We start from the raw sequence: 21,658 nt of genomic DNA on the forward strand, positions 1-21,658 counted from the left end.
CACGGCCGCGCGCGATCATGGTGTCGCGCCGTCCCTGATGGGGCGGCGCGACGGTTTTTCCGCAGGTGAGCGAGGACGTGAACAATGGCCGAACGACGGCGTGTGGTGGACCGGTTGCCGACCTTTCCCTGGGACCGGTTGGCCCCCGCGAAGAAGGTCGCCGCGGCGCATCCGGACGGCATCGTCGACCTGTCGGTGGGAACCCCCGTGGACCCGGTTCCCGAGGTGATCCAGCGGGCGCTGGGCGAGGCGGCCGACACACCGGGGTATCCGGCGACCTACGGGACGCCCCGGCTGCGCGAGTCGATCGCGGACTGGCTGGGACGGCGCCACGGGGCCGTCATCGACCCGGCCGCCACGCTGCCCACCATCGGCTCCAAGGAGCTCGTCGCCTGGCTGCCGACCCTGCTGGGGGTGGGACCGGGCGACACCGTCGTCCACCCCGAGCTCGCCTACCCCACCTATGACGTGGGGATCCGGCTGGCGGGGGCCACCCCCGTGGCCTCCGACGGGCTGACCGCGCTCGGCCCGGCCCGTGTGCCGCTGGTGTGGATCAACTCGCCGGCCAACCCCACCGGCCGGGTGCTGCCGGTCGAGCACCTGCGCAAGGTGGTGGCGTGGGCGCGCGAACGCGGCGCCGTGGTCGCCTCCGACGAGTGCTACATCGACCTCGGCTGGGACGGTGTCCGCCCCGTGTCGATCCTGCACCCCGATGTCTGCGGTGGCTCCCACGAGGGGCTGCTGGCGGTCCACTCGCTGTCCAAGCGCTCCAACCTGGCCGGCTACCGGGCGGCCTTCCTCGCCGGTGATCCCGCGCTCGTCACCGAGCTGCTGGAGGTGCGCAAGCACGCCGGGATGATCGTCGCGGCGCCGGTGCAGGCGGCGATGGTCGCGGCGTTGGACGACGACTCCCACGCCGACGAGCAGAAGGAGCGCTACCGGGTGCGCCGCGAACTGCTGCGCGGGGCGCTGGAGCGGGCGGGATGGCGCATCACCCACTCCGAGGCGGGGCTGTACCTGTGGGCGTCCCTCCCCGGCCACGACGCCTGGTCGGCCGTTCGGCTGCTCGCCGAGCACGGCATCCTGGTCGCCCCCGGCGAGTTCTACGGGCCTTCGGGGGCCGGCCACGTGCGCGTGGCGTTCACCGCCTCCGACGAGCGGGTCGCGGCCGCGGTCAAGCGGCTGGAGGCCGTGGCCGGCTGAACCGGCCCGTGACGGCGTCCGGGGCGCGGCCCCCCACCGGGGGAGCCGCGCCCCGCTCGTTCAGCCCAGGACGATCTGGCCTTCGGGAGAGGCGTCGGACACCTTGACCCACCCCTCCTGGCCCTCGGCTGCCCGCCAGCGCATGCCGTCGTAGGTGACCGAGGACAGGCCGTACTCCTGGGCGTGGGTGACGGCCCAGATCGCCATCGCCCAGCCCAGGTCGCCGGTCTGCGGGGGCGAGGCGACCGGAAGCGAGCCCGGTGCCACGCCGAACACGCGCTCCATCTCCTGCTCGGCCGCCGCCACGTCCGTCTCGGCGGCCTCCTCCGCCTCGAAGCGGCAGCTCACCGCGGGCCCCTCGGAACCGCTGAAGGCCGCGGCCATGGTGCGGGACCGCTCCTCGTGTTGGTCGTAGGCGAAGCCGTCGGCGCTGCGCTGCACCGCCTGGGCCGCCTCGTAGACCGGCATGTCCTGGTAGTCGGGGATCTCGGCCAGCGCGTCGTAGAACTCGCCGCTGGCGTAGACGGGGTCGATGATCTGCTCGGGGTCACCCCATTCCATCGACGGGCGCTGCTGGAACAGGCCGAGGGAGTCCCGGTCGCCGTGCGCGATGTTGTAGAACTTCGTCTCCTGCCACACCGTCGCGTAGGCGATGACGACGGCGTGTTCGGGCAGGTTCCGGCTGAAGGCCACGCCGCCGATCGTGGCGGCGTTGGCGGCCTGCTCCGGTTCGAGTTCGTCCATGTCGTCGCGGGCGGTGACGGTGCAGGCCGCGACGGGCTCGGGGGGTGTCAGCTCGATCGGTCGGATCGAGTGCATGAGGTAGTACCCACCGGCGACGAGCGCGCCGCAGACCACCGTCAGCACGATGAGGATCTTGAAGAACGCGGAGATTCTTCGACGCTTGCTAGGCACACGTAGACCAAATGGTTCGTGGGGCGCGATCACGGACGGCATGCGGCCGTGTCCCGCCTCGGCGTACAGGGTGGGTGGTGTTTCCCGGCCGTGTCATGGACGGTGCCGGCGCTGGGCAGCGGGACCGGTGGGGCCGGGAGACCGGTACCGATAGTAGGCGCTCGGAGGAGGAGCGTCGTGGTGGCGCCCGCCGGGTGTCCCCGTGGCCGCGGGCGGGCCGTTCGTGGCCGAGGGACGGGAAACGGTAGGCTCCACAGCCATGACCACCTCGTTCACCAGTCCGCTCCCCGAGGCCGTCGACGAACTCTGGGAGCGCCGTTCCGAGCTCACTCCCGACCACACCGAGGCCCGCGACGTCATCGTCGGCGCGGTCGACGAACTCGACGCCGGCAAGGCCCGCGTGGCCTTCGTCGACGCCGCGACGGACGAGGTCGTCGTCGACGAGCGCGCCAAGCGGGCGATCCTGCTCAGCTTCCGCGTGCTCGGCATGGAGGAGTCGAAGGTCGGTGACTTCTACCACCACGACCGCATCCCGCTGAAGAAGCGCTTCGACGGCGTGCGCGTCGTCCCCGGGGCGATCGCCCGTTGGGGCGCCTACCTCGCGCCGGGCGTCGTGCTGATGCCGTCGTTCACCAACTTCGGCGCCTACGTGGGCTCCGGCACGATGGTCGACACCTGGGCGACCGTCGGCTCCTGCGCGCAGGTCGGCGAGAACGTCCACCTGTCCGGTGGCGTCGGTCTGGGCGGCGTCCTGGAGCCGCCGCAGGCGTCCCCGGTCATCGTCGAGGACGACGCCTTCATCGGCTCGCGCAGCATGGTCGTCGAGGGCGCCCGGGTGCGCCGTGGCGCCAAGCTCGGCGCCGGCACCCTGCTGACCTCCTCGACCCGGGTCTTCGACGCCGAGACCGGCGAGGAGCTGCCCCGGGGCGAGGCCCCGGCCTGGTCGGTGTGCGTCACCGCCAACCGGGTCAAGAGCTTCCCCGGCGGCGACTTCGCCATGCCCTGCCTGCTGGTGCTCAAGCGCCTGGAGGAGGGGCAGGAGCACGACAAGCTGGCGTTGAACGACCTGCTGCGCGAGCACGGCGTCAACGCCTAGGGTCCCTTCCGTCCCGTCCGCTTCCCGCCCGGCACGCCGCCGGGCGGGGAACGTCCCCGACCTCGAAAGCGCGCCATGCTCGACCTCACCGCCGACGTCCGTGACCTGACCGCCCGCCTCGTCGACATCGAGTCGGTCAGTGGGGGCGAGCGCGTCCTCGCCGACGCGATCGAGACGGAGCTGCGCGCCCTGCCGCACCTGCGGGTCCACCGCGACGGCGACGCCATCGTGGCGCGCACGGAGCTGGGCCGTCCCCAGCGGGTGGTCCTCGCCGGGCACATCGACACCGTGCCGATCGTGGGCAACGTCCCCTCGAAGGTCGTCGACGGCCGTCTCTACGGCTGCGGCACCTCCGACATGAAGAGCGGTGTCGCCGTGCAGCTCAAGCTGGCCGCCACGGTGACCGAGCCGGTCCACGACGTCACCTACGTCTTCTATGACTGCGAGGAGGTCGACGCCGAGCGCAACGGGCTGCGCCGGCTCTCCCTCACCTCGCCCGAGTGGCTGTCCGGCGATTTCGCGGTCCTCATGGAGCCCACCGGCGGCGTGATCGAGGGCGGCTGCCAGGGCACCATGCGCGTCGAGGTGGTCGCGCGCGGCGAACGCGCGCACAGCGCCCGCTCCTGGATGGGGCGCAACGCCATCCACGAGGCCGGACGCATCCTCGACGTGTTGCGCGCCTATGAGCCGCGCCGGCCGGAGGTCGAGGGGCTCCGCTTCCACGAGGGCCTCAACGCCGTCTTCGTCTCGGGGGGCGTGGCCGGCAACGTCATCCCCGACGAGTGCGTCGTCACCGTCAACTACCGCTTCGCCCCCGACCTGAGCGTCGCCGACGCCGAGGCGCACCTGCGCGAGGTGTTCGACGGCTTCGAGGTCAGGGTCACCGACGCCGCCCCGCCCGCCCGTCCCGGCCTGGACCACCCGGCCGCGGCGGCCTTCGTCGAGAAGGTCGGCTCCGGGCAGGCGCGGGCCAAGCTCGGCTGGACCGACGTCGCCCGGATGTCGGAGCTGGGCGTCCCCGCGGTCAACTACGGTCCGGGGGAGCCGACCCTCGCCCACACCAGGGACGAGTGGGTCGAGCTGGCGGCCGTCGTCGAGGCCGAGCGCCGCATGGTCGCCTGGCTGAGCGGGGCCGGGACGGTCTGAGCGCGCGGCGCGTCGACGTCATCAAGCGTTCCCCACCACGTCACACCAGGGTGATCAACACGCCAGTGGAGGTGGGGGCGGAACGGGTAGCGTTACGCCATGACGGAATCTCGATCCAACGTCCGGCGGGCGGGCCCCCTGACCTACCGCGGGCAGGCCATCCCCGAGACCACCACCGACCAGCGCCTTCTCGATCGACGCGGCCCCAGCGACTGGGTCCACACCGACCCGTGGCGGGTCATGCGCATCCAGTCGGAGTTCGTCGAGGGTTTCGGCCTGTTGTCGGAGGTCGGTCAGGCCGTCAGCGTCTTCGGCTCCGCCCGGATCAAGCCGGACAGTCCCTACTACGCGCTGGGCGAGCGCATCGGCGCCAAGCTCGCCGAGGCCGGGTACACCGTCATCACCGGCGGCGGCCCCGGCATGATGGAGGCCGCGAACAAGGGCGCCAAGGCGGCCGGCGGCCCCTCGATCGGCCTGGGCATCGAGCTGCCCTTCGAGCAGTCGCTCAACGAGCACATCGACATGGGCGTGACGTTCCGGTACTTCTTCGTCCGCAAGACGATGTTCGTGAAGTACTCCCAGGCGTTCGTGGTGCTGCCCGGCGGGTTCGGCACCCTCGACGAGCTGTTCGAGGCCATCACGCTGGTGCAGACCGGTAAGGTCACCCGCTTCCCCGTCGTACTGGTCGGAACGGAGTTCTGGGGCGGCCTGGTCGAGTGGATCCGCGGCCGGTTGCTGGACGAGGGGGTCATCTCGCCCTCGGACCCGGACCTGATGTACCTCACCGACGACGCCGACGAGGTCGTCGAGACCATCCGCAAGGCCCACGTCGACCTGGAGCGGCGCCGGTTCGAGGCGGAGCGGGTCGAGGAGACCGCTCACGAGGTGCAGGACGCCCAGCAGGCCGGTAACGGCACCTGAGGGGTCACACCAGTCCCCGGCGCGCCACGGCGGGGGGTCGCACGCCGCTGATCGAGGCCACCATGTCCAGGGCCTGGCCGACCTCCCGGGGGTGGCCGGTGGCGAACACCCGCGCGCCCGACCAGGCGTAGACCACCACCGCGGCGATCGTCTCGGCCGGTCCCGGCTCGCGGCCGGGGCCGGCCTCGCCGGGGGGAGCGCAGCGGACGAGCACCGGCCGGTCGCCGGCGGCGAGTTCGCGCACGCGCGCCACCGTCGGCCGGTATCCGGCGTCGACCGCGCCGTCGACCGTCGCGTCCGGCGGAACCACGCTGAATCCTGTTGCCTCGCGCACCCGTCGAGTCTCGCATGGCCGGTGGGGCGCGCGGTGCGGTCCTTGGCCCGAGCGGCGGCCGATGTGGCACGATCGGAGCGTGAACCTAGCCATCCTGATCCTGATCGCGTTGGCCGCCGTCGCCGTCCTCGCCGGGGTGGCGCTCGTGGTCATGGGCGGAGGCGGCCGGCTGGCCCGCTTCGAGGCCGACCATCCGCCGTTGGAGCTGCCCGTGGATCGGCCGGTGACCGGGGCCGACGTCGGCCGGGTGCGGTTGCCGTTGGCGCTGTGGGGCTACCACGTGCGCGGTGTCGACGAGGTGCTGCGCCGGGTCGCCGTCGCGCTGGGGGAGCGCGACACCCGCATCGCGGAGCTGGAGGAGCGCGTCGCCGAGCTGTCCGCCAAGCCGGCCGGCCCCCGCGTGCTGTACCCCCGCTCGGAGGAGCCGGCGCCGCCGCGCGACGGCGACGCCGATGACGAGTCGGCCTCCCTGCCGGTGAGCGCCGGACGGCACGAGGCCCCCCGCGACTCCGGCGCGGGCGACGAGGCGTGAGCCCGGTGCAGGGCGTCGCCGTGTCCCAGGTGTGCCCGGCCCCGGCCGACCGGGTCTGGCGCACCCTGGTCGACTGGCGGCTGCACGAACGCTGGATGTACCGCACCCGCGCCCGGGGCGGTCAGGGGGTGGGCGCCCGGGTCGAGGCGTTCACCGGCGTGGGGCCGGTGGGCTTCACCGACCACATGGAGATCACCGCGTGGGTCCCCGCCACCCGCGAATCCGCGGGCCGCTGCGAGGTCCGCCATCTCGGCGGCCTGGTCCGGGGCCGCGGCCGGTTCGACGTCCTCCCGCTGCCCGACGGGCGCAGCCGGGTGGTGTGGGTCGAGTGGCTGGAACTCCCGCTGGGGGCGCTCGGCCGGCTGGGCTGGCCGCTGGTCCGCATCCCGGTGAGCGTGCTGCTGCGCCGTTCCCTGCGCCGACTGGGCCGGCTGGCCGGGTAGGCTCTCCCGCGCCACTGTTTCCCGCCCGGGGTCGCCCATCGCACACCCGGCGTGGCCGCCCCGCCCCGCCGACGATCGCGGGCTCGTTGTGTCCTTCGTCACTCGTGACGGTACCTTTGGGAAAGTCCTGGTGGCTTATCCTCTTTCGCTGTACCCGCGAGCGGTCCCCTGCGTCCGCTCGTATTGGAGGAAGCGATGACCTACCCGGATCAGGCTGCCGTGTGGGCGGGACCCCTCGTCCGAGCCGGCCACGACCGGTCCGCGCCGCGCCGCTCGGGGAAGAACCGGTGAGCGCCGTGCCGACGCGCCCCGAAGACCCGGCGGCCCCCGGCGCCGCGACCCCCGACGCGGCCTCTCCCATCCGACAGATGTCGCTGTGGCCGCCGCCCCGTTCCACCCGGCACGCGGGACGGCGCCGTCGCAGCATGCTCCTCATGGGCGTCGCGGCCGGCGCGGCGCTACTCGCCGCCGGCGGTGTCACGGTCTGGGCCCTGTCCTCGGGCGGCGACGACGCCACCGGTGTCCCAGCGGCCTACGCCGGCGAGTGGAGCGGCGAGATGTCGCAGCACGACCAGGACGGGACGCACGTCGCCGACTGGGAGGCGACCGTGCACCTGGAGGCCGGCGCCGAGCGCGGCAGCAGCCAGTTCGTGTCGTTGGGATGCCGCGTCAGCCTCGAACTGACCGCGCGCGAGGACGACCGGATCGTCTTCGACTACGTCGAGACCTACGACGGCGACGAACGCTGCATCGACTCCGGCACCCTCGAACTGCGGCCGGGCGCCGAGGAGGGCACGCTGGAGGCCGAGTGGGGGGCGTCCTCCCACAGCGGCAGCCACATGACCTCGACCGGGACGATGACCCGCTGACCCGCCGCCGCCCCGGTCGCGGACCGTTGCGGCGGCGGGCCGCTGTCAGCGCCCCTCGAACTCGGGCTGACGCTTGTCGACGAAGGCCAGGGTGGCGTTGAGGTGGTCGGCGGTCTGCGCGCACTGGTCCTGGAGGGCCGCCTCCATCTCCAGCGCGTTCTCCAGGTCCAGTCCGGAGCCGAAGTTGAGCTCGCCCTTGATCGCGGCGTAGGCAACGGTCGGCCCCGAGGCCAGGCGCCGGGCGAGTTCACCGGTGGCCCCGGCCAGCTCGTCCGCCGGGACGACCCGGTTCACCAGGCCGATCTCCAGCGCGCGGGCCGCCTTCACCGGCTCGGCGAGGAGCAGCATCTCCATGGCCCGGGCGTGCCCGATCAGCCGGGGCAGCGTCCAGGAGGCGCCGGAGTCCGACCCCAGGCCCACGTTGGCGAACGCCATCAGGAAGGACGCGCGCTCCGAGGCGACGCGCAGGTCGCAGGCGAAGGCCAGCGAGGCCCCGGCGCCGGCGGCCACGCCGTTGACCGCGGCGATGACGGGCTTGGGCATCCGCGCGAGCGCGAGCGCGATGGGGTTGTAGTGCTTGCGCACGGTGTCGCCCAGTCCCTCGCCGGATCCCAGGACGGCGGCGTGCTCGCGCAGGTCCTGGCCGGCGCAGAACGCCTTGCCGCGCCCGGTGAGGACGACCGCCCGCGCGGAGTTGTCGTTGCGGGCCCGCTCCACGGCGGCCAGCAGGGCCTCCTTGGCCTCGACGGTCAGTGAGTTCATCGCGTCGGGCCGGTTGAGGGTGATGGTGGCGACGCCCTCCGAGAGCTCGTAGACGACGCTGTCTGACTCGGACAAGGGGGACTCCCTGGTGTGGTCGGCGGGCGGCCCGGGAGGCGTGTCCGGGCGCTGCGGCTATAACCTTAACCGTTCACGATCTTCGGGCCAGTGGGTCTGGGGGACGTTCGATCGTTCCCATTCAGGTCCCAAACCCGAGATAATGACAGACCAGTGATTCATTCCCTGAATCACGCGGATGCGGCTCCACTCCCGGTTCGCGCTCGCCGGAAGGCGGGCCGAGCAGCCGAAGGACCGGCCCATTCACGCGAGGAATTTTCCGAGGAAAGGGGATACGGCATGGCGGCGATGAAGCCGAGGACCGGTGACGGTCCGCTGGAGGTCACCAAGGAGGGTCGCGGCATCATCATGCGGGTCCCCCTGGAAGGCGGTGGTCGGCTGGTCGTCGAGCTGACCCCTGACGAGGCCGCGGCGCTGGCCGAGGCCCTGAACGGGGTCGTCGGCTAGCCGGTCGGCCCTCCCACCACCCGAGGTCCTGTCCATGGGCGGCCACACCTGACCACCACCTCCCGACATCCACAGGGTCAGTCGCGCGAGATCGCCCAGGCAGCCGAGTACGCACAGAATGTGAGCGTTCGTGCCTTTCGCAACGGAGATTCGTCCCGTCCGAGGAGACCTCGTCGACTCCGCCGCCGATCTTCTCGCCCTCCCCGTGCGGGGCGGCGAGGCTCCGGCCGTGGTGCGCGACGGGATCGGGCTGGAGCCCGCCGCGCTCGACGCGCGTCTTCCCGCGCCCCTCGCCGACCTGGTCGCCTTCTACGACCTCGCCGGCAGACCCGGAGAGACGGTCGAGCTCCCGGTCGACCTGGGCCGCGGCCTGGTCCGGCTGGTCCTGCTGGGGGTCGGGGACGCGACAGCGGGGCACCTGCGCAAGGCCGGCGCGACCCTGGCCCGGCTGGCCAAGGGGCGCGAGCGCGTCGCCACCACGGTGGGAGCGCTCGGGGACGGTTCCGTCGAGGCGGAGGCGGCCCTGACCGCGTTCACCGAGGGGGTGCTGCTCGCCTCCTACACCTTCTCCCTGCGGTCGGAACCGAAGAAACCCCTCCCGGTCCCGGCCGTCGACGTGCTGGGCGCCGACCCCGAGGACATCAGGCGCCCCATCGACACCGGTCGGGTCCTGGCCGAGGCCACCGCGCTCGCCCGGGACCTGATCAACACCCCTTCGGCCGAGAAGGACCCGGCCTGGCTGGCCGCCCGCGCCGAGGAGGTCGCCGTCCGGGTCGGGCTCACCGCCACGGTGTGGGACGAGTCCGCCCTGGCCCGTGACGGGTTCGGCGCGATCCTGGCGGTCGGCGCCGGGTCCTCCCGCCCGCCCCGTCTGGTGCGGCTGGACTACGCGCCCGAGGGGGCCGATCGGCACGTGGTGCTCGTCGGCAAGGGCATCACCTTCGACACCGGCGGTCTGTCGTTGAAGCCCAACGACAACATGAAGCTGATGAAGACCGACATGAGCGGGGCGGCGATCGTCCTGGGGGTCATGTCGGCCCTGGCCGAACTCGGCGTCCCGGTCCGGGTCACCGGTCTGCTCGCGATCGCGGAGAACTCCTTCTCCGGTTCGGCGCAGCGTCCCGGTGACGTCATCACCGCCTACGGCGGGCGGACCATCGAGGTCCTCAACACCGACGCCGAGGGGCGCCTGGTCATGGCCGACGCCATGGCCTACGCGGTGCGCCACCTGGCCCCCGACACGATCGTCGACGTCGCGACGCTCACCGGCGCAGCCAAGCTCGCCCTGGGCACCGGCATCGGCGCGCTGTTCGCCACCGACGACGGGCTGGCCGACGCCCTGCGGGGCGCCGGCGAGGGCTCCGGCGAGACGGTGTGGCGGATGCCGCTGGTCGAGGAGTACCGCGACGCCCTGCGGTCGCCGGTGGCCGACCTGGCCAACATCGGCACCAAGCGCGACTACGGCAACCCGGGTGCCACCGAGGCGGCCCTGTTCCTCCAGGAGTTCGTCGGCGACGTGCCCTGGGCGCACCTCGACATCGCCGGCCCCGGCCGGTCGATGGCGGAGGAGGGCGTCCTCACCAAGGGCGGCACCGGGTTCGGCACCCGGCTCCTGCTGCGCTGGCTGTCGTCGTGAGCCTCCCGTCGTCTTCCCGCGGGGCCGCGGCCCCGCGGGAAGACGACGGGTCAGGCCGTGCGGATCGCCGCGAGCAGGCCGCCGCCCGCCGGGATGAGCAGCGGCACCAGCCGCTCGTCCTCGCGCACGAGCCGGCCGACCTCGCGGACGGCCATGGTGCCGGGGTCGCTGGCGCCCAGCGGCCCGTCGTCGAGCGAGCCGGCGGCCAGGGCGTCGTTGAACACGACGACGCCGCCCTGGCGCAGCAGGCGCAGGGCCTCGTCGAGGTAGTCGGGGTACTCGCTCCTGGCCGCGTCGACGAACACCATGTCGTAGGCGCCGTCGGTGAGCCGGGGGAGCACGTCGAGCGCGCGTCCGTGGATGAGCCTGGCCCGGTTCGCGGGGAATCCGGCCCGCCGGTAGGCCTCGCGGGCGAAGGCCTGGTATTCCGGCTCGATGTCGACGCTGGTCAAAATGCCGTCGGAGCGCATGCCGCGGAGCAGCCAGATGCCGGAACTGCCGCACCCGGTGCCGATCTCGACCACGGCCCGGGCCTCGATCGCGGTGGCGAGGAAGCGCAACGCGGCGCCGCCCGCGGCGCTGATCGGATGGGTGTCCGCCCGTTGGCCGAGCCGGCGCGTGGAGGTGAGCGTGTCGTCCTCCACGGCGTAGCGCTCGATGTAGGCCAGTGTGTCGTCTCGGCTGGCGATGACGGCCTCCCGTGCGTGGTGGCGTGATCGGGGACGGGGACGTGCCCGCCCGTACGCGACCCGACGTCGCGGCGCCGCGCGCGTTCCCGGGGGAACGGCGGTCCCGGAGGTCACTCGGTGTCATGTACCGGTCACACCCAGGTGGTGTCCCTGGGCAAAGCGTAACCCGCTGGAAGCTCCGGGAGCGGTACGGGAACTTAATCCGGCGTCGTGGCGTTGCAGAGGGGGAAGGTTCCCTCGTGTCGATGGGACCGTGCCTCACGCGGAACACCACTCCGCGGAGACGAAAGGAGCGTCGGTGGCGGATTCCGGACCTGCGGTTGAATTCGACCAGTGGGAGCCGCCGAGCTGGGACGAGGTGGTCCGCACCCATTCCGCGCGGGTCTACCGCCTGGCCTACCGGCTCACCGGCAACCAGCACGACGCCGAGGACCTCACCCAGGAGGTCTTCATCCGGGTCTTCCGCTCCCTCGCCAACTACACCCCGGGAACGTTCGAGGGGTGGCTGCACCGCATCACCACCAACCTCTTCCTCGACATGGCCCGCCGTCGCGCCCGCATCCGCTTCGAGGGGCTGGCCGACACCGCCGACGAGCGCATGCAGGGCCGCGAGCCCTCCCCCGCCCAGGCCTACGACGACCGCCACTTCGACGCCGACATCCAGACCGCGCTCGACGCGCTTCCCCCCGAGTTCCGCGCCCCTGTCGTGCTGTGCGACATCGAGGGGCTGTCCTATGAGGAGATCGCCGCGACGCTCGGCGTCAAGCTGGGAACCGTGCGCAGCCGCATCCACCGGGGCCGCGCCCAGTTGCGCAACGCCCTGGAACACCGGCGGCGCCAGGCGGCCGAGCGTGACGGACGCGGCGAACAGGCCGACGCGCCGCCGCGGGACGACCGGGTGGCGCCTAGTGCGACCCAGGAGGTGGAGGGCCGGTGAACCACTTGGGGGAACGACTGTCCGCGCTCGTCGACGGGGAGCTCGGGCACGCCGAGCGCGATCGCGCGCTGGCACACCTCGCGGTCTGTGAATCCTGCCGTTTCGAGGCCGACATGCTGCGCCGGCTCAAGCGACGGCTGACCCGCCTCGACCCGCCGGAACCGTCGAGCGACTTCATGGGCCGCCTGGCGGCCCTCTCCGGTCTCGACGCGCCGCCGCCCGACGACCGCTTCGATCCGCCGCCCGCGCCCTCCTCGCGCGGGTTCCTGTCCGGGCTGCGCCGCCGCGACCCCGGCGGAGGGCCGTCAGGCCCCTTGGGCACGACCCCGCCGCTCGGTTCCAGCCGCCCCCTGGGCGAGGGGCGGCCGCTCGGCTGGGGGCACCCGTTGGGGGGCTCCTCCGCGGCCGACTCCGCCCCCACCGCGCTCGCCGACCCGCCGGCCGACGAGGCGCCCCATGACGCGATCCCCGCGCCCCGTTCGCGGCCCCGCTGGGCCCAGGCCCGTTACGCGCTGGCCGGCGCGTCGGTGGTCGGCTTCACCCTGGGCACGGCCTTCGTCGCCGGAGGACAGGGCGACCGGGCGCCGGTGGTCACCCCGCCGTTGGCCGACTACGCGGTCGAGCACGCCGTCACCTCACGTCAGGCCTCCCTGGCCGATCCCGTCTCGATGACCGCGGTCGGGCTCACCGTGGCCCCCGCCGTCCAGGGCGACCGGGACGGCGCCGCCGAGGTCCTCCCGGTGGACGGCGTCGCCCGCGTGGGCGAGTCCACGCGGCGGTGAGCGCGGGGACCTTCCGGTCCGGTCGGCGTCCCAACGTCGTGATGGCGGTCCTCCTGCTGTGTTCGGCGCTGCTCCTGGTGACCATCACCTCCTCCGACAGCGGACCGGTCTGGCAGGCGCCGCCGGGCGTGGACGACGGCATGGCCGAGCTGCGCCGCGCGGCGGCCGAGGGGCCCGCCCTGTCCTACTCGGGCGTGCAGTTCGTGGCGTCGTGGAACGGCAACGACACCGACACCGAGCTGATCGAGGTCGTCCACCGGCCGGGCGAGGGCACCTCCTACGTCGGCGCCGGCCACGCGGACGAGAAGGGCGGCCCGGGGCTGCTGGTCGGCTCCGCGACCACGTTGGACGTCGACGACCCGTTGCTGGACCTGCTCGGCGCCAACTACACGGTGGTGCGCGCGGGCGAGGGGTCGGTGTGCGGGCGCCCGGCCCGGGTGGTCGAGGCGCGCGGGCGCGACGGCTCGGTCATGGGCCGGTTCTGGATCGACGTCGAGTCCGGTCTGCTCCTGCGCCGCGAGACCTTCGACGAGGCCGGCCGGGTGGCCCAGGCCAGCGCCTTCGTCTCGATCGAGTTCGGCCCGCAGGAGCGGCCCGACAGCACCGAGGTGGTGCGGGGCGCGCCGTGGGGCGACGTGCTGGACGAGCGCGAGCGCGCCGCTCTGGCCGACGACGGCTGGTGGCTGCCCGAACGGCTCGACGGCGGCCTGTCGCTGGTCGAGGCGCGGTCCACCGGCGAGGGCGCGGAGCGGGTCGTGCACCTGTCCTACTCCGAGGGGCTCTCCTACGTCTCGGTGTTCGTGCAGTGGGGCCGGCTGGGCTCCCGCACGAGCGAGCCCGTCGAGGGGCTGCGGCCCGTCGTCCAGGACGGGCGCACCGTCTACGTCAGCGAGTCCGGGCAGCAGCGCAGGGTGTGGGAGTCCGGCGGTTTCGTCTACACCCTCATGGCCGACGCGCCGCCCGAGGTCGTCGACACCGCGGTGGGGTCCCTGCCGGCGGTCGGCGACGACGGTTTCTGGGCCCGGGTGGGGCGTGGATTCGACCGGTTCGGGTCCTGGCTGGGCCTGGGATCACCGTCCCGATAAGGCGCTTTTCTCCGCTTTGATGCCTTCGCGTGGTGTTTTATAGCTACAGGCGGTCAGAATCGTATGGAATATCCGCTGAATGCCTCTTCGTGGCCGCTCTTCCGGATAGGGGCGCGCACCGACGGACGGAGATCTCATGACGGACGAGACCGGACGCCGCGACCAGGAGGAGCCGGGAGACGACGGAGCGGGTCACGACGCCACGCACCCGATCGGGGATGACCGTCCCGGCCCGGAGTGGGGGCCGCGGCACGGGTACCCGTCCCACGCCGCGCACGGCGGAGCCTGGGGCGGGTACGGAACGGGAACGCCGGGCGGCCCCGCGCAGCCCCCGTACACCGGCGCCCACCAGGCCGGGGGAGCGGGGGCCGATCCGGGACGCGGGGGCCGGCCCCGCCGCACCGTCCCGCTGTGGTCGCTGGCCGCGGTGACGCTGCCAGTCGCGCTCGTCGCGGCCGGGATCGGCGGCCTGATCGGCGGCCGTATCGGCGCGGACGAGCCCTCCCTCTCCTCGTCGGGCCGGCTCGCCAACGAGGTACCCGAGGGGGTGCCGAGCCGGCCGCCGGACACGATCGCCGGCGTCGCCCAGCGGGTGAACCCGAGCGTGGTGTCGATCCAGGGCGCAGGGGCGCAGAGCAGCGGCAACGGGTCGGGCTTCGTCATCCGCGACGACTACGTGGTCACCAACGACCACGTCACCGCCGCCTTGGAGGGGCAGGGAATCGAGATCGTCTACAGCGACGGCAGCACCAGTTCCGCCTCCGTGGTCGGCAGTTCGCCGGGCTCCGACCTCGCGGTGCTGGACCCGGCCGATCCCGTCGACGTCGAGCCGCTGGAGTTCGGCGACTCCGACGCGGTGACGGTCGGGGACACGGTGATCGCCGTCGGGGCGCCGCTGGGCCTGGAGGGGACGGTGACCAGCGGCATCATCAGCGCCGTGGAACGGCCGGTGACGGTCGGCGAGCAGGGCAGCGAGACCTACATCAACGCCCTCCAGACCGACGCGGCGATCAACCCGGGCAACTCGGGCGGCCCGCTGGTGGACGCCCGGGGGCGGGTCATCGGGGTGAACTCCGCGATCGCGACCATGGGCGGCCCCACGGGTGAGCAGACCGGCAGCATCGGCCTGGGGTTCGCGATCCCGTCGGCGCAGGCCGAGCGGGTCGTCGGTCAGCTCATCGAGACGGGGCGGGCGCCGCACGCGGTCATCGGGGCGCTGCTGGACACCCGCTACCAGGAGGAGGGCGCGCTCATCGCCGAGAGCGGCGGCGGCGGCGAGGAGGCGGTCCAGCAGGGAGGCCCCGCCGACGAGGCCGGCCTGCGGCCCGGCGACGTCATCGTCGAGTTCGACGGGACGGCGGTGCGCGGCTCCGACCAGCTCATCACCCTCATCCGCGGCAAGCTGCCCGGTGACCGGGTGGACGTCGTCTACGAGCGCGACGGCGAACGGCGGACCACGACCCTCACCCTGGGCGCCTCCGAGGAGTGACCGCCGGCGGGCGGGTGTTCCCCGCGGTCGGGGCGTCTTTTCAGCCGCCCTTGGTGCGGACGGGACGGTTCTCCGGCAGAATGACCGTCACCGGCGTGGGGCCGTCGCCCACTCCGGTGCGCTTCCAGGTTTGGTAAAGCGGAGATAACGGCCCGCAAAGCCGCAGGTCATCTTCTGTAAGCCCCGCGCACGCGGGGATGGACCGGGTCTGTGCCTGGATGTGGGGGCCGCTGTGGGGTAAGCCCCGCGCACGCGGGGATGGACCGCTGTGCCCCGGCGTGAGCCGGGGGTAGGCAGCGTAAGCCCCGCGCACGCGGGGATGGACCGGCCCCCATCAGGTCGGGGTAGTCGGCCTGGAGGTAAGCCCCGCGCACGCGGGGATGGACCGGGCGCGGCGTTGACCGCCTACCTGCGAGGCATGTAAGCCCCGCGCACGCGGGGATGGACCTCCTGCGGGTCGCCGACCAGGGCCTCGATCTCGTAAGCCCCGCGTACGCGGGGATGGACCGGGCATGTACTCGGTGCCGTCCGGGCGGACCCGGTAAGCCCCGCGCACGCGGGGATGGACCGGACATCCGCGCCGCCCTCAAGGCCGCCGTGCGGTAAGCCCCGCGCACGCGGGGATGGACCGACCCAGGTCCCGCATTTGGTCTGCCAGACCCGGTAAGCCCCGCGCACGCGGGGATGGACCCCGCGCCGGAATGCGTCTTCCTCATGGAAGCGAGTAAGCCCCGCGCACGCGAGGGAGTCCGCTCGAGGCGTCGGCGTCGCTCGGCGGCGGCCTCGTAAGCCCCGCGCACGCGGGGGGAGTCCCGGGCTGGTTGGAGTACAAGGCCCGAGAGTGCGTCCCTGGCGAGAGGGCACTGTGTCCCCACTATCAACTAGGGACCACCTAGACATTCGTCATCCAGATGTTCGCCATGAGGGAGATGGCGCCCCGAGGGGTGACAAGGGCTGCTGACTCCCAGGTGAGCCGGTCCTCAGTGTGAAGGCGAAGAGCCGTCCTTCGCTGTTGCGGCGGTGGAGACGCTGCGGTGCGGACGGACCGTGCAGACGGTGGTGGAGACGCGGCCGCCTGGTTGCGGCCTCCATCTGCGGGTGAGCCCCCGCAGATGGATGTCGGTCGTGTGCCTGGAGCCGGCGTCGGCGGGAACGCCGTCCCTCACTGGCGTTCCGCGGTGACCGTTTCGGGCTCAGGCTTGGGGCCGGCCCCGTCCGCTGACCGCGCCGCTCCCGTCGTCGTCCCCTACCTCTACAGTCCCTCCCATGACACGACCGACCTCCCCTGGCGCTCCCACCGGCGACTCCCATGAAGACGACGACACCGCAGCCCGGATCGACCGGTTGCGGGCATTTCTGGAGACCGCGAGTCCCGCCGAGGCGGGTGAGGCCGTGCGGGAACTCATGTCGCTGGCCGCGTCGGGTGGCGGCAGAGAGGCCCTTGACCTGGCCGTCCGGTACAGCGGCAGATCCGACTGCTCCACTGAGGAACTGGTCCGGTTATGGGCGATCGCCGACGGAGACCCGTTCGGCTTCTGCGAGAACCTGCCGGCTCCGGCGTACCGCGCGCGCAAGGCGGTCGGGAAACTCGTGGAGCTGTCCGAACCGGGTGACGGCGGCCATGCCCTGAAACTCGCCGCCCGGCTCATCTCGGCGGACACGTACGCATCCAAGTTCCTTGTCCGTCTGTGGGGGACGGTCCGCGACCCGGACGGTTTCGCCGAGCACCTGCTCGCACCGGTGTTCCGGCGGGAGGGCAGGACGGAACTGCGGTTTCCCCGCGTCTCCCACCCGCGCGGTCTGCGCCATCTCACCATGCTCGAATCGCTCCGCTTCGAGTGGTGTGGTGAGTTCACCGACCTCGGTGAGGTCGGTGAACTCACCGGCCTCACGGACCTCGTTCTCTACGGTTGCGGCAAGGTGGAGGATCTCACCCCGATCGGCCGTCTCTCCCGGCTCACCCGCCTTGATCTGGGCGGCTGCGGTGCGATCGAGGACTTCGAGCCGTTGCTGCGTCTCAGTGGTCTGCGGGAACTGATCCTGCGCGGGACCAAGGTGGGTTCGGTCCGTGGTTTCGGTCAGGCGCTCCCCGCTCTGGAGACCCTGGATCTCCGTTCCTGCCGGTCCTTCACGGACCTGGACGGACTCGCCGAACTGCCGAGCCTCACCGACCTTCGGCTGAGCGACCTCGACGGGCTTCGTGACCTCGCGCCGTTCGCCGCTTTCCCGCACCTTCGCTCGCTCCACGTTCAAAGTCGCAAGGGGCTGCGGACGCTGGACGGGCTGAGCGGTCTTCCCCAGCTGGCGGAGCTGGAGATCGACGCCGGCCCCGAACTGCGCACCCTCGAAGGGCTGGGGGGCCTTCCCCGGCTGACGAAGCTGGCGATCCGTGCCCCTGAACTGCGCACCCTCGAAGGGCTGGGTGAGCTTCCGGCGCTGCGGAAGCTCACCCTGACCAGTTGCCCGGCGCTGGCCGACCTCACGGGGCTCGGCCGGCTGCCCGCGCTGCGGTCGCTGCTGATCAACGGCACCGCCGTTCGCGATCTCGGCGGCCTGTCCGGTTCTCCGCTGGTCACGCTCTCCCTCCTCTACATGAAGGACCTGGAGTCCCTCAGCGCTCTCCAGGACTGCCCCGGCCTGCGTGAACTGAAGCTGACCGACTGTCCCTTGGTGGAGGACATCCCACTGGACCGCCTCGAACGGCTCTCCTTGTCCGGCGCGCGCTGGGCGGACCTGTCGTCTCTGGTCGGCCCGCGCGGTCCCCGTACAGGTGGGCCGGGGACATCCGAACCGGAGGACGCCGCCCCCTTCACCGCGCTCTCCCACCTCGCCGAACTCGACCTGCGGAGCCACCAGTCGCTCAAGGACATCCGGCTCCTGCTCGACCTGCCGTCGCTGCGACACGTCCACCTGGCCGAGAGCGCGTGCCTCTCGTCCTCGGCTGTCGTCGATCCCGTGGTGACCGACCTCAGGGCACGAGGTGTGACGGTCACCATCCACGGCTGACCGTCCACGATCGGCCGATCATCCGGCGTGTTCCCACCGTCGCCCCCCTTTCAGCAGGAGATCCCGTTGACCTGGTTGACCCCTGACATGCTCGACACACTGAACGAGTTCCGTGAGAACGCGCTCGCGGCGGGCATCCCCCCGGACGACATCGCGCGATGGACGGACACCGCCCGCCCCTGCGCCATCCTGGAACGGAGGGGAGACGGGCCGGTGGTCGGCCGGCTCGGCGGCCCCCTCCTGCTCCCCGTGGACGCCCCCGACCCCTGGTGCAAGCTCGCCGCCACTCTCGATCTCGCGGCGCTGCCCGCCGGGGTGACCGACCTCGCCCTTCCCGCCGACGGTCACCTGCTGCTGTTCGCCGACCCCGATCCCGACCGGATCGGCGAGGGGAACCTGGGCGCTGCGCTGCACATCCCGGCCGGCACGGCCGTCGAAGAGCGCCATATAGACCACGATCCGGAATGGAGGAACTACCCGCACGAAACGGACTTCCCGGAGGGGCTGCTCCACCTGAGAACCGGTGTCTCCCTGCCTTTCCACACCTCGGTCCACGCTCCCGGGTTCCCGTTCGGTAAGCCCCTCCCGGAACACCCCAGGGCCCACGACCTGATCGACGTGTGGGCGGAGCTGCCGGGCAACGACTACGGCGTCGGGCTTCAGCTGGGCGGATACGCCGAGGACGAGTACCAGGCGGAGGACCCCAGCGTTGCGGCCGGACGGGAGGCGGCACGGGCGGAGGCGCGGGGCGAACTGCCCCCGTCCGATGCGGACGTGCGCCCTGAGGACTGGGTGTGCCTCGCCCAGTGGCAGCACGGTATCGACGGCCTGGAGATGGCCCTCTACTCGTGGTCGATCGCCCGGCAGGACCTGGCCGCGGGGCGCTTCGATCGGGTCTACGCCACCATGACCTGGAACCCGTGACCCACGCGGGGTGGAGCCGGGCCGCGTCCGCCCGGTTCCGGCCGTCCCCGTGCGGGCGCTCCGCCTGGTCATGGGCGCTGCCGGGTCGGCGGAGTGGATCCTTCGGGCGGGCGACACCACCTGGCGACCTCCGCGAGCCCCGAAAGGGCTTCTCGCATATGGACCGACATGGAAGCCCCGCTTCGGCGGGGGCGGGGCGACCGGGCGAGGGCGGGAATGGCGCCTTTCACCACCACGGTGGCCTGGATCGACGTCCGCGAGAGGCTGCCGAGGATCGGAATCCCGGTCGTGGTGGCCATCAAAGGCATATACCGGCGGCGGATCGGAGCCGGTCCGCCGCCGGTGAGCAGGGGATGCGGGCCGTGGTGCCGAGGGCTTCGGGACGGCGGCCCTCGCCCGCCTGGTCAGGCCGGCCACGCGGCCGGCCTGACCAGGCGGGCATGCTGCTCCCCGCGCACGCGGGGGAGTCCCGGGCGCCTTGGAGCGCTAAGGCCCGGGAGTGCGTCCCTGACGAGAGGGCACCGTGTCGCCAGCGTGAACTGAACCAGGGACTACCTGGTCGTAGGGCATCTCTGCTTCTTCTCGGGTATCCACTTGTGAGGATGCCCGAGAGGAAGGCCCCAATGCTACGTCGGGGCTCGGTTCATCGGCGGCTCGCGTGGCCGGCCGTCGATGGGTACGATTCCTTGTGGGAAATGCATTGGGTATGCATACGAAGAGGCACCGGCGGTTCGCTGGTGCCTCTTTTGTTTCTGTTGTCCGGTTACAGTCGGCCGGTCTTCACGGCGTCGAGGAACGCGGCCATCTCAGCGGCGGGGAACGTCAGGTGGCCGAGGTCGGGGTTCTGGGAGTCACGCACGGCCTGGGCGCCGGGGAGGTCGGCGACCTCGACGCAGTTCTGCGTTTTGGCTTGGCTGTAGCTGGACTTTCGGAACTTCATGGAGTGGGAGTGGGAAATGTTCATGGGTATCCCTCTACGACATGGTGTTCAGTAGATCGGTGATGTAGGCGACGGAGTCGTCGACAGACAGAGCGGATGGCTGGATGCCCCTGTACAGATGCTCATACCGCTGTACCTCTTCGTCCCTCTCTAGGTACAGCTCGTCGAACGCTGACTCCAAGTAAACGACACTGGGGTCCGGGGTCGGAAAGTCGAGGATGACGAAGCCGCCAGTCAACGCCGCGTGCGGCCCGATCATCACCGTCGAGGTCTCCACGTGGTCGGGGTGGTCATTCACATGATGTTGGCTGAGGCGCTTCACCGGTGGATCACCGATGCGATTCGCGACGGCATCGTGTCCGTATCGCTGCTGGCTCCCACGGACAGACGTCGGAGAGTGCGTTCTTCTCGGGAATCGGTCGCAAACGGCCCCCGCGCGATCGGTGAATTCCAGGGGCCATTCTGCTTCTCGGTCTACAGTCGGCGGCCTAATCTGGCCGCATGAGCGAGCAGTGCGGTGAGCAGGTCTGCCCCACCTGTCACGGTACGGGGGAGATTGTTATTTCTCCCGAGTGGGGAGAGGTCGGCCCCTGTCCCACTTGTCACGACTAGTCGTTTACTCCTCTGTCGGGGATGGCATCGGCATGTCGTAGGACAGCCGGTATCGGTCCGCGGGGATGGCGATTTCGGACACCTGCACAGGTCCACTCGCGGTGTGCGCAGTCTGCTCGATCACGAACAGCGGGGTGCCACTGGGAATGTCGAGCGTTTGCGCCTCGGCGGTGCTCGGCATCCGCGCGCTGATCACCTCCGCGATGCCGGTGATCGGTCGTCCGATCGCGGCGTACCGCGCGACCAGGCCGGCGCCGGCATGCGGGCCGGAGGTCGGATCAGCGATCGCGGTGCCGTCGGTGATCCGGGCGACCTCCCAGCAGACCGAGGACGACACCGGTTGCCCGTCCATCGTGATGCGATACGTCACCTGTACCACGGCGTCACCCACCTCAATGCCGAGCCACTCGGCCACCCGCTCGGAGGCCGTGGTGCGCACCGACTCGGCCATGACGTCGACGGACCGTCCGGCCGTCTCGGCCTCGCGGTAGTAGCTCGCCTGCGGGTGGTCCTGAGGCCAGAATCGGTGTGGCGCGTACCGTATGAGCGGTCGGCGCCCCTCTCGGACGAAGACGCCACGCCCTTGGTGACTTTCCAGTAGCCCGAGGTTTTTCAGCTCGGCCAGAGCGCGGCGGATGGTCGTCGCGGACACGGCGTGTTCGTCGCACAGCTCTCGCTCGGACGGGAGTTGTGAGCCGGGCGTGAGCTGGCCTTCGGTGATCTGCCTCCGAATGCGCTCAGCGATGATGGCGTACGTCGGTTTCCATCCCATGTCGGGTCCTCTCGTGACGGTGAACCGAGAATCTTCCGCATCC

General features: G+C 71.9%; 22 protein-coding genes and 1 CRISPR repeat array. Of the genes, 15 read left to right on the forward strand and 7 right to left on the reverse strand.

Going from position 1 to position 21,658, the window contains the following annotated elements; translation table 11 throughout:
• The first annotated feature begins 84 nt into the window (after window positions 1-84).
• Complete coding sequence (gene dapC / locus ACYVHU_RS07535) at window positions 85-1,203, forward strand: pyridoxal phosphate-dependent aminotransferase (RefSeq protein WP_498947956.1); 1,119 nt, start codon at window positions 85-87, stop codon at window positions 1,201-1,203.
• Between the two features lie 60 nt (window positions 1,204-1,263).
• Here the strand turns inward: dapC and ACYVHU_RS07540 are convergent, their stop codons facing one another.
• A complete protein-coding gene (locus ACYVHU_RS07540; protein ID WP_235001121.1) occupies window positions 1,264-2,118 on the reverse strand; it encodes a hypothetical protein in 855 nt (284 codons plus the stop codon).
• Window positions 2,119-2,377: 259 nt separating this feature from the next.
• Between ACYVHU_RS07540 and ACYVHU_RS07545 the strand changes: the two genes are divergently transcribed.
• The 3 genes from ACYVHU_RS07545 (at window position 2,378) to ACYVHU_RS07555 (ending at window position 5,281) form a co-directional block, all read left to right on the forward strand.
• A complete protein-coding gene (locus tag ACYVHU_RS07545) occupies window positions 2,378-3,214 on the forward strand; it encodes a 2,3,4,5-tetrahydropyridine-2,6-dicarboxylate N-succinyltransferase (RefSeq protein WP_078763335.1) in 837 nt (278 codons plus the stop codon).
• 75 nt (window positions 3,215-3,289) lie between these two features.
• Window positions 3,290-4,360 (forward strand): succinyl-diaminopimelate desuccinylase, encoded by a 1,071-nt coding sequence (dapE, locus tag ACYVHU_RS07550; RefSeq protein ID WP_078763334.1) that lies wholly within the window; start codon window positions 3,290-3,292, stop codon window positions 4,358-4,360.
• Window positions 4,361-4,459: 99 nt separating this feature from the next.
• Entirely contained in the window at window positions 4,460-5,281 is an 822-nt protein-coding gene (locus ACYVHU_RS07555) for an LOG family protein (RefSeq protein WP_498947959.1), read from the forward strand.
• A gap of 4 nt (window positions 5,282-5,285) precedes the next feature.
• Here ACYVHU_RS07555 and ACYVHU_RS07560 read toward each other — a convergent pair whose 3' ends face one another.
• Entirely contained in the window at window positions 5,286-5,615 is a 330-nt protein-coding gene (locus ACYVHU_RS07560) for a hypothetical protein (protein WP_078763332.1), read from the reverse strand.
• A 79-nt stretch (window positions 5,616-5,694) separates the two neighbouring features.
• On the opposite strand from ACYVHU_RS07560, the gene ACYVHU_RS07565 reads away from it, so the two are divergent.
• The 3 genes from ACYVHU_RS07565 to ACYVHU_RS07575 all read left to right on the forward strand — a co-directional run bounded on the left by ACYVHU_RS07565 (window position 5,695) and on the right by ACYVHU_RS07575 (window position 7,459).
• Window positions 5,695-6,147 carry a hypothetical protein gene (locus ACYVHU_RS07565; RefSeq protein WP_235001119.1) on the forward strand — a complete coding sequence of 151 codons (453 nt, stop codon included), beginning with the start codon at window positions 5,695-5,697 and terminating at the stop codon, window positions 6,145-6,147.
• On the forward strand, window positions 6,144-6,590 hold the full coding sequence (locus ACYVHU_RS07570; protein ID WP_235001118.1) for an SRPBCC family protein: 447 nt from the start codon (window positions 6,144-6,146) through the stop codon (window positions 6,588-6,590). The genes ACYVHU_RS07565 and ACYVHU_RS07570 overlap by 4 nt, the downstream gene beginning before the upstream one ends.
• 287 nt (window positions 6,591-6,877) lie before the next feature.
• Window positions 6,878-7,459 carry a hypothetical protein gene (locus tag ACYVHU_RS07575; protein ID WP_235001117.1) on the forward strand — a complete coding sequence of 194 codons (582 nt, stop codon included), beginning with the start codon at window positions 6,878-6,880 and terminating at the stop codon, window positions 7,457-7,459.
• A gap of 45 nt (window positions 7,460-7,504) precedes the next feature.
• On the opposite strand, the gene ACYVHU_RS07580 is transcribed toward ACYVHU_RS07575, so the two are convergent.
• A complete protein-coding gene (locus ACYVHU_RS07580) occupies window positions 7,505-8,296 on the reverse strand; it encodes an enoyl-CoA hydratase-related protein (protein WP_078763330.1) in 792 nt (263 codons plus the stop codon).
• A gap of 279 nt (window positions 8,297-8,575) precedes the next feature.
• On the opposite strand from ACYVHU_RS07580, the gene ACYVHU_RS07585 reads away from it, so the two are divergent.
• Both ACYVHU_RS07585 and ACYVHU_RS07590 read left to right on the forward strand, forming a co-directional pair.
• Window positions 8,576-8,743 carry a DUF3117 domain-containing protein gene (locus tag ACYVHU_RS07585; RefSeq protein ID WP_078763329.1) on the forward strand — a complete coding sequence of 56 codons (168 nt, stop codon included), beginning with the start codon at window positions 8,576-8,578 and terminating at the stop codon, window positions 8,741-8,743.
• A gap of 130 nt (window positions 8,744-8,873) precedes the next feature.
• The gene (locus tag ACYVHU_RS07590; RefSeq protein WP_078763328.1) at window positions 8,874-10,379 is read left to right on the forward strand and encodes a leucyl aminopeptidase; all 1,506 of its coding nucleotides are present in this window, start codon (window positions 8,874-8,876) and stop codon (window positions 10,377-10,379) included.
• Between the two features lie 50 nt (window positions 10,380-10,429).
• Here ACYVHU_RS07590 and ACYVHU_RS07595 read toward each other — a convergent pair whose 3' ends face one another.
• The gene (locus tag ACYVHU_RS07595) at window positions 10,430-11,038 is read right to left on the reverse strand and encodes an O-methyltransferase (RefSeq protein WP_144390233.1); all 609 of its coding nucleotides are present in this window, start codon (window positions 11,036-11,038) and stop codon (window positions 10,430-10,432) included.
• 328 nt (window positions 11,039-11,366) lie between these two features.
• On the opposite strand from ACYVHU_RS07595, the gene sigE reads away from it, so the two are divergent.
• The 6 genes from sigE to ACYVHU_RS07625 all read left to right on the forward strand — a co-directional run bounded on the left by sigE (window position 11,367) and on the right by ACYVHU_RS07625 (window position 19,291).
• Window positions 11,367-12,005 (forward strand): RNA polymerase sigma factor SigE, encoded by a 639-nt coding sequence (gene sigE / locus ACYVHU_RS07600; protein ID WP_235001116.1) that lies wholly within the window; start codon window positions 11,367-11,369, stop codon window positions 12,003-12,005.
• A complete protein-coding gene (locus ACYVHU_RS07605; protein WP_078763326.1) occupies window positions 12,002-12,787 on the forward strand; it encodes a zf-HC2 domain-containing protein in 786 nt (261 codons plus the stop codon). The genes sigE and ACYVHU_RS07605 overlap by 4 nt, the downstream gene beginning before the upstream one ends.
• Window positions 12,788-12,828: 41 nt before the next feature.
• Window positions 12,829-13,872 (forward strand): sigma-E factor regulatory protein RseB domain-containing protein, encoded by a 1,044-nt coding sequence (locus tag ACYVHU_RS07610; RefSeq protein WP_498947962.1) that lies wholly within the window; start codon window positions 12,829-12,831, stop codon window positions 13,870-13,872.
• A gap of 136 nt (window positions 13,873-14,008) precedes the next feature.
• Window positions 14,009-15,361, forward strand: coding sequence for a S1C family serine protease (locus tag ACYVHU_RS07615; RefSeq protein WP_498947964.1), 1,353 nt, complete (start codon window positions 14,009-14,011; stop codon window positions 15,359-15,361).
• Window positions 15,362-15,537: 176 nt separating this feature from the next.
• Window positions 15,538-16,053: direct repeats of the CRISPR family, unit length 29 nt; unit sequence GTAAGCCCCGCGCACGCGGGGATGGACCG.
• Between the two features lie 574 nt (window positions 16,054-16,627).
• Window positions 16,628-18,367: a leucine-rich repeat domain-containing protein gene (locus ACYVHU_RS07620; RefSeq protein WP_498947966.1), complete on the forward strand. Its 1,740-nt coding sequence runs from the start codon at window positions 16,628-16,630 to the stop codon at window positions 18,365-18,367.
• A 66-nt stretch (window positions 18,368-18,433) separates the two neighbouring features.
• Entirely contained in the window at window positions 18,434-19,291 is an 858-nt protein-coding gene (locus ACYVHU_RS07625) for a YwqG family protein (RefSeq protein ID WP_498947968.1), read from the forward strand.
• A gap of 763 nt (window positions 19,292-20,054) precedes the next feature.
• Here ACYVHU_RS07625 and ACYVHU_RS07630 read toward each other — a convergent pair.
• The 3 genes from ACYVHU_RS07630 to ACYVHU_RS07640 form a co-directional block, all read right to left on the reverse strand.
• Window positions 20,055-20,255: a DUF397 domain-containing protein gene (locus ACYVHU_RS07630; protein ID WP_078763322.1), complete on the reverse strand. Its 201-nt coding sequence runs from the start codon at window positions 20,253-20,255 to the stop codon at window positions 20,055-20,057.
• A 10-nt stretch (window positions 20,256-20,265) separates the two neighbouring features.
• Window positions 20,266-20,553, reverse strand: a complete 288-nt coding sequence (locus tag ACYVHU_RS07635) for a Scr1 family TA system antitoxin-like transcriptional regulator (RefSeq protein ID WP_144390221.1) — start codon at window positions 20,551-20,553, stop codon at window positions 20,266-20,268.
• Window positions 20,554-20,847: 294 nt separating this feature from the next.
• Window positions 20,848-21,615 carry a GntR family transcriptional regulator gene (locus ACYVHU_RS07640; protein WP_078763320.1) on the reverse strand — a complete coding sequence of 256 codons (768 nt, stop codon included), beginning with the start codon at window positions 21,613-21,615 and terminating at the stop codon, window positions 20,848-20,850.
• Window positions 21,616-21,658 lie beyond the last annotated feature (43 nt).

The organism is Marinactinospora endophytica (assembly GCF_054780875.1).

Bases quoted from the DNA above. Each gene is read 5' to 3' on its own strand.
- ACYVHU_RS07620 (WP_498947966.1), top strand. From the start codon at position 16,628: ATGACACGACCGACCTCCCCTGGCGCTCCCACCGGCGACTCCCATGAA.
- ACYVHU_RS07630 (WP_078763322.1), bottom strand. From the start codon at position 20,255: ATGAACATTTCCCACTCCCACTCCATGAAGTTCCGAAAGTCCAGCTAC.
- ACYVHU_RS07555 (WP_498947959.1), top strand. From the start codon at position 4,460: ATGACGGAATCTCGATCCAACGTCCGGCGGGCGGGCCCCCTGACCTAC.
- ACYVHU_RS07585 (WP_078763329.1), top strand. From the start codon at position 8,576: ATGGCGGCGATGAAGCCGAGGACCGGTGACGGTCCGCTGGAGGTCACC.
- ACYVHU_RS07615 (WP_498947964.1), top strand. From the start codon at position 14,009: ATGACGGACGAGACCGGACGCCGCGACCAGGAGGAGCCGGGAGACGAC.
- dapC (WP_498947956.1), top strand. From the start codon at position 85: ATGGCCGAACGACGGCGTGTGGTGGACCGGTTGCCGACCTTTCCCTGG.
- ACYVHU_RS07610 (WP_498947962.1), top strand. From the start codon at position 12,829: ATGGCGGTCCTCCTGCTGTGTTCGGCGCTGCTCCTGGTGACCATCACC.
- ACYVHU_RS07640 (WP_078763320.1), bottom strand. From the start codon at position 21,615: ATGGGATGGAAACCGACGTACGCCATCATCGCTGAGCGCATTCGGAGG.
- ACYVHU_RS07545 (WP_078763335.1), top strand. From the start codon at position 2,378: ATGACCACCTCGTTCACCAGTCCGCTCCCCGAGGCCGTCGACGAACTC.
- dapE (WP_078763334.1), top strand. From the start codon at position 3,290: ATGCTCGACCTCACCGCCGACGTCCGTGACCTGACCGCCCGCCTCGTC.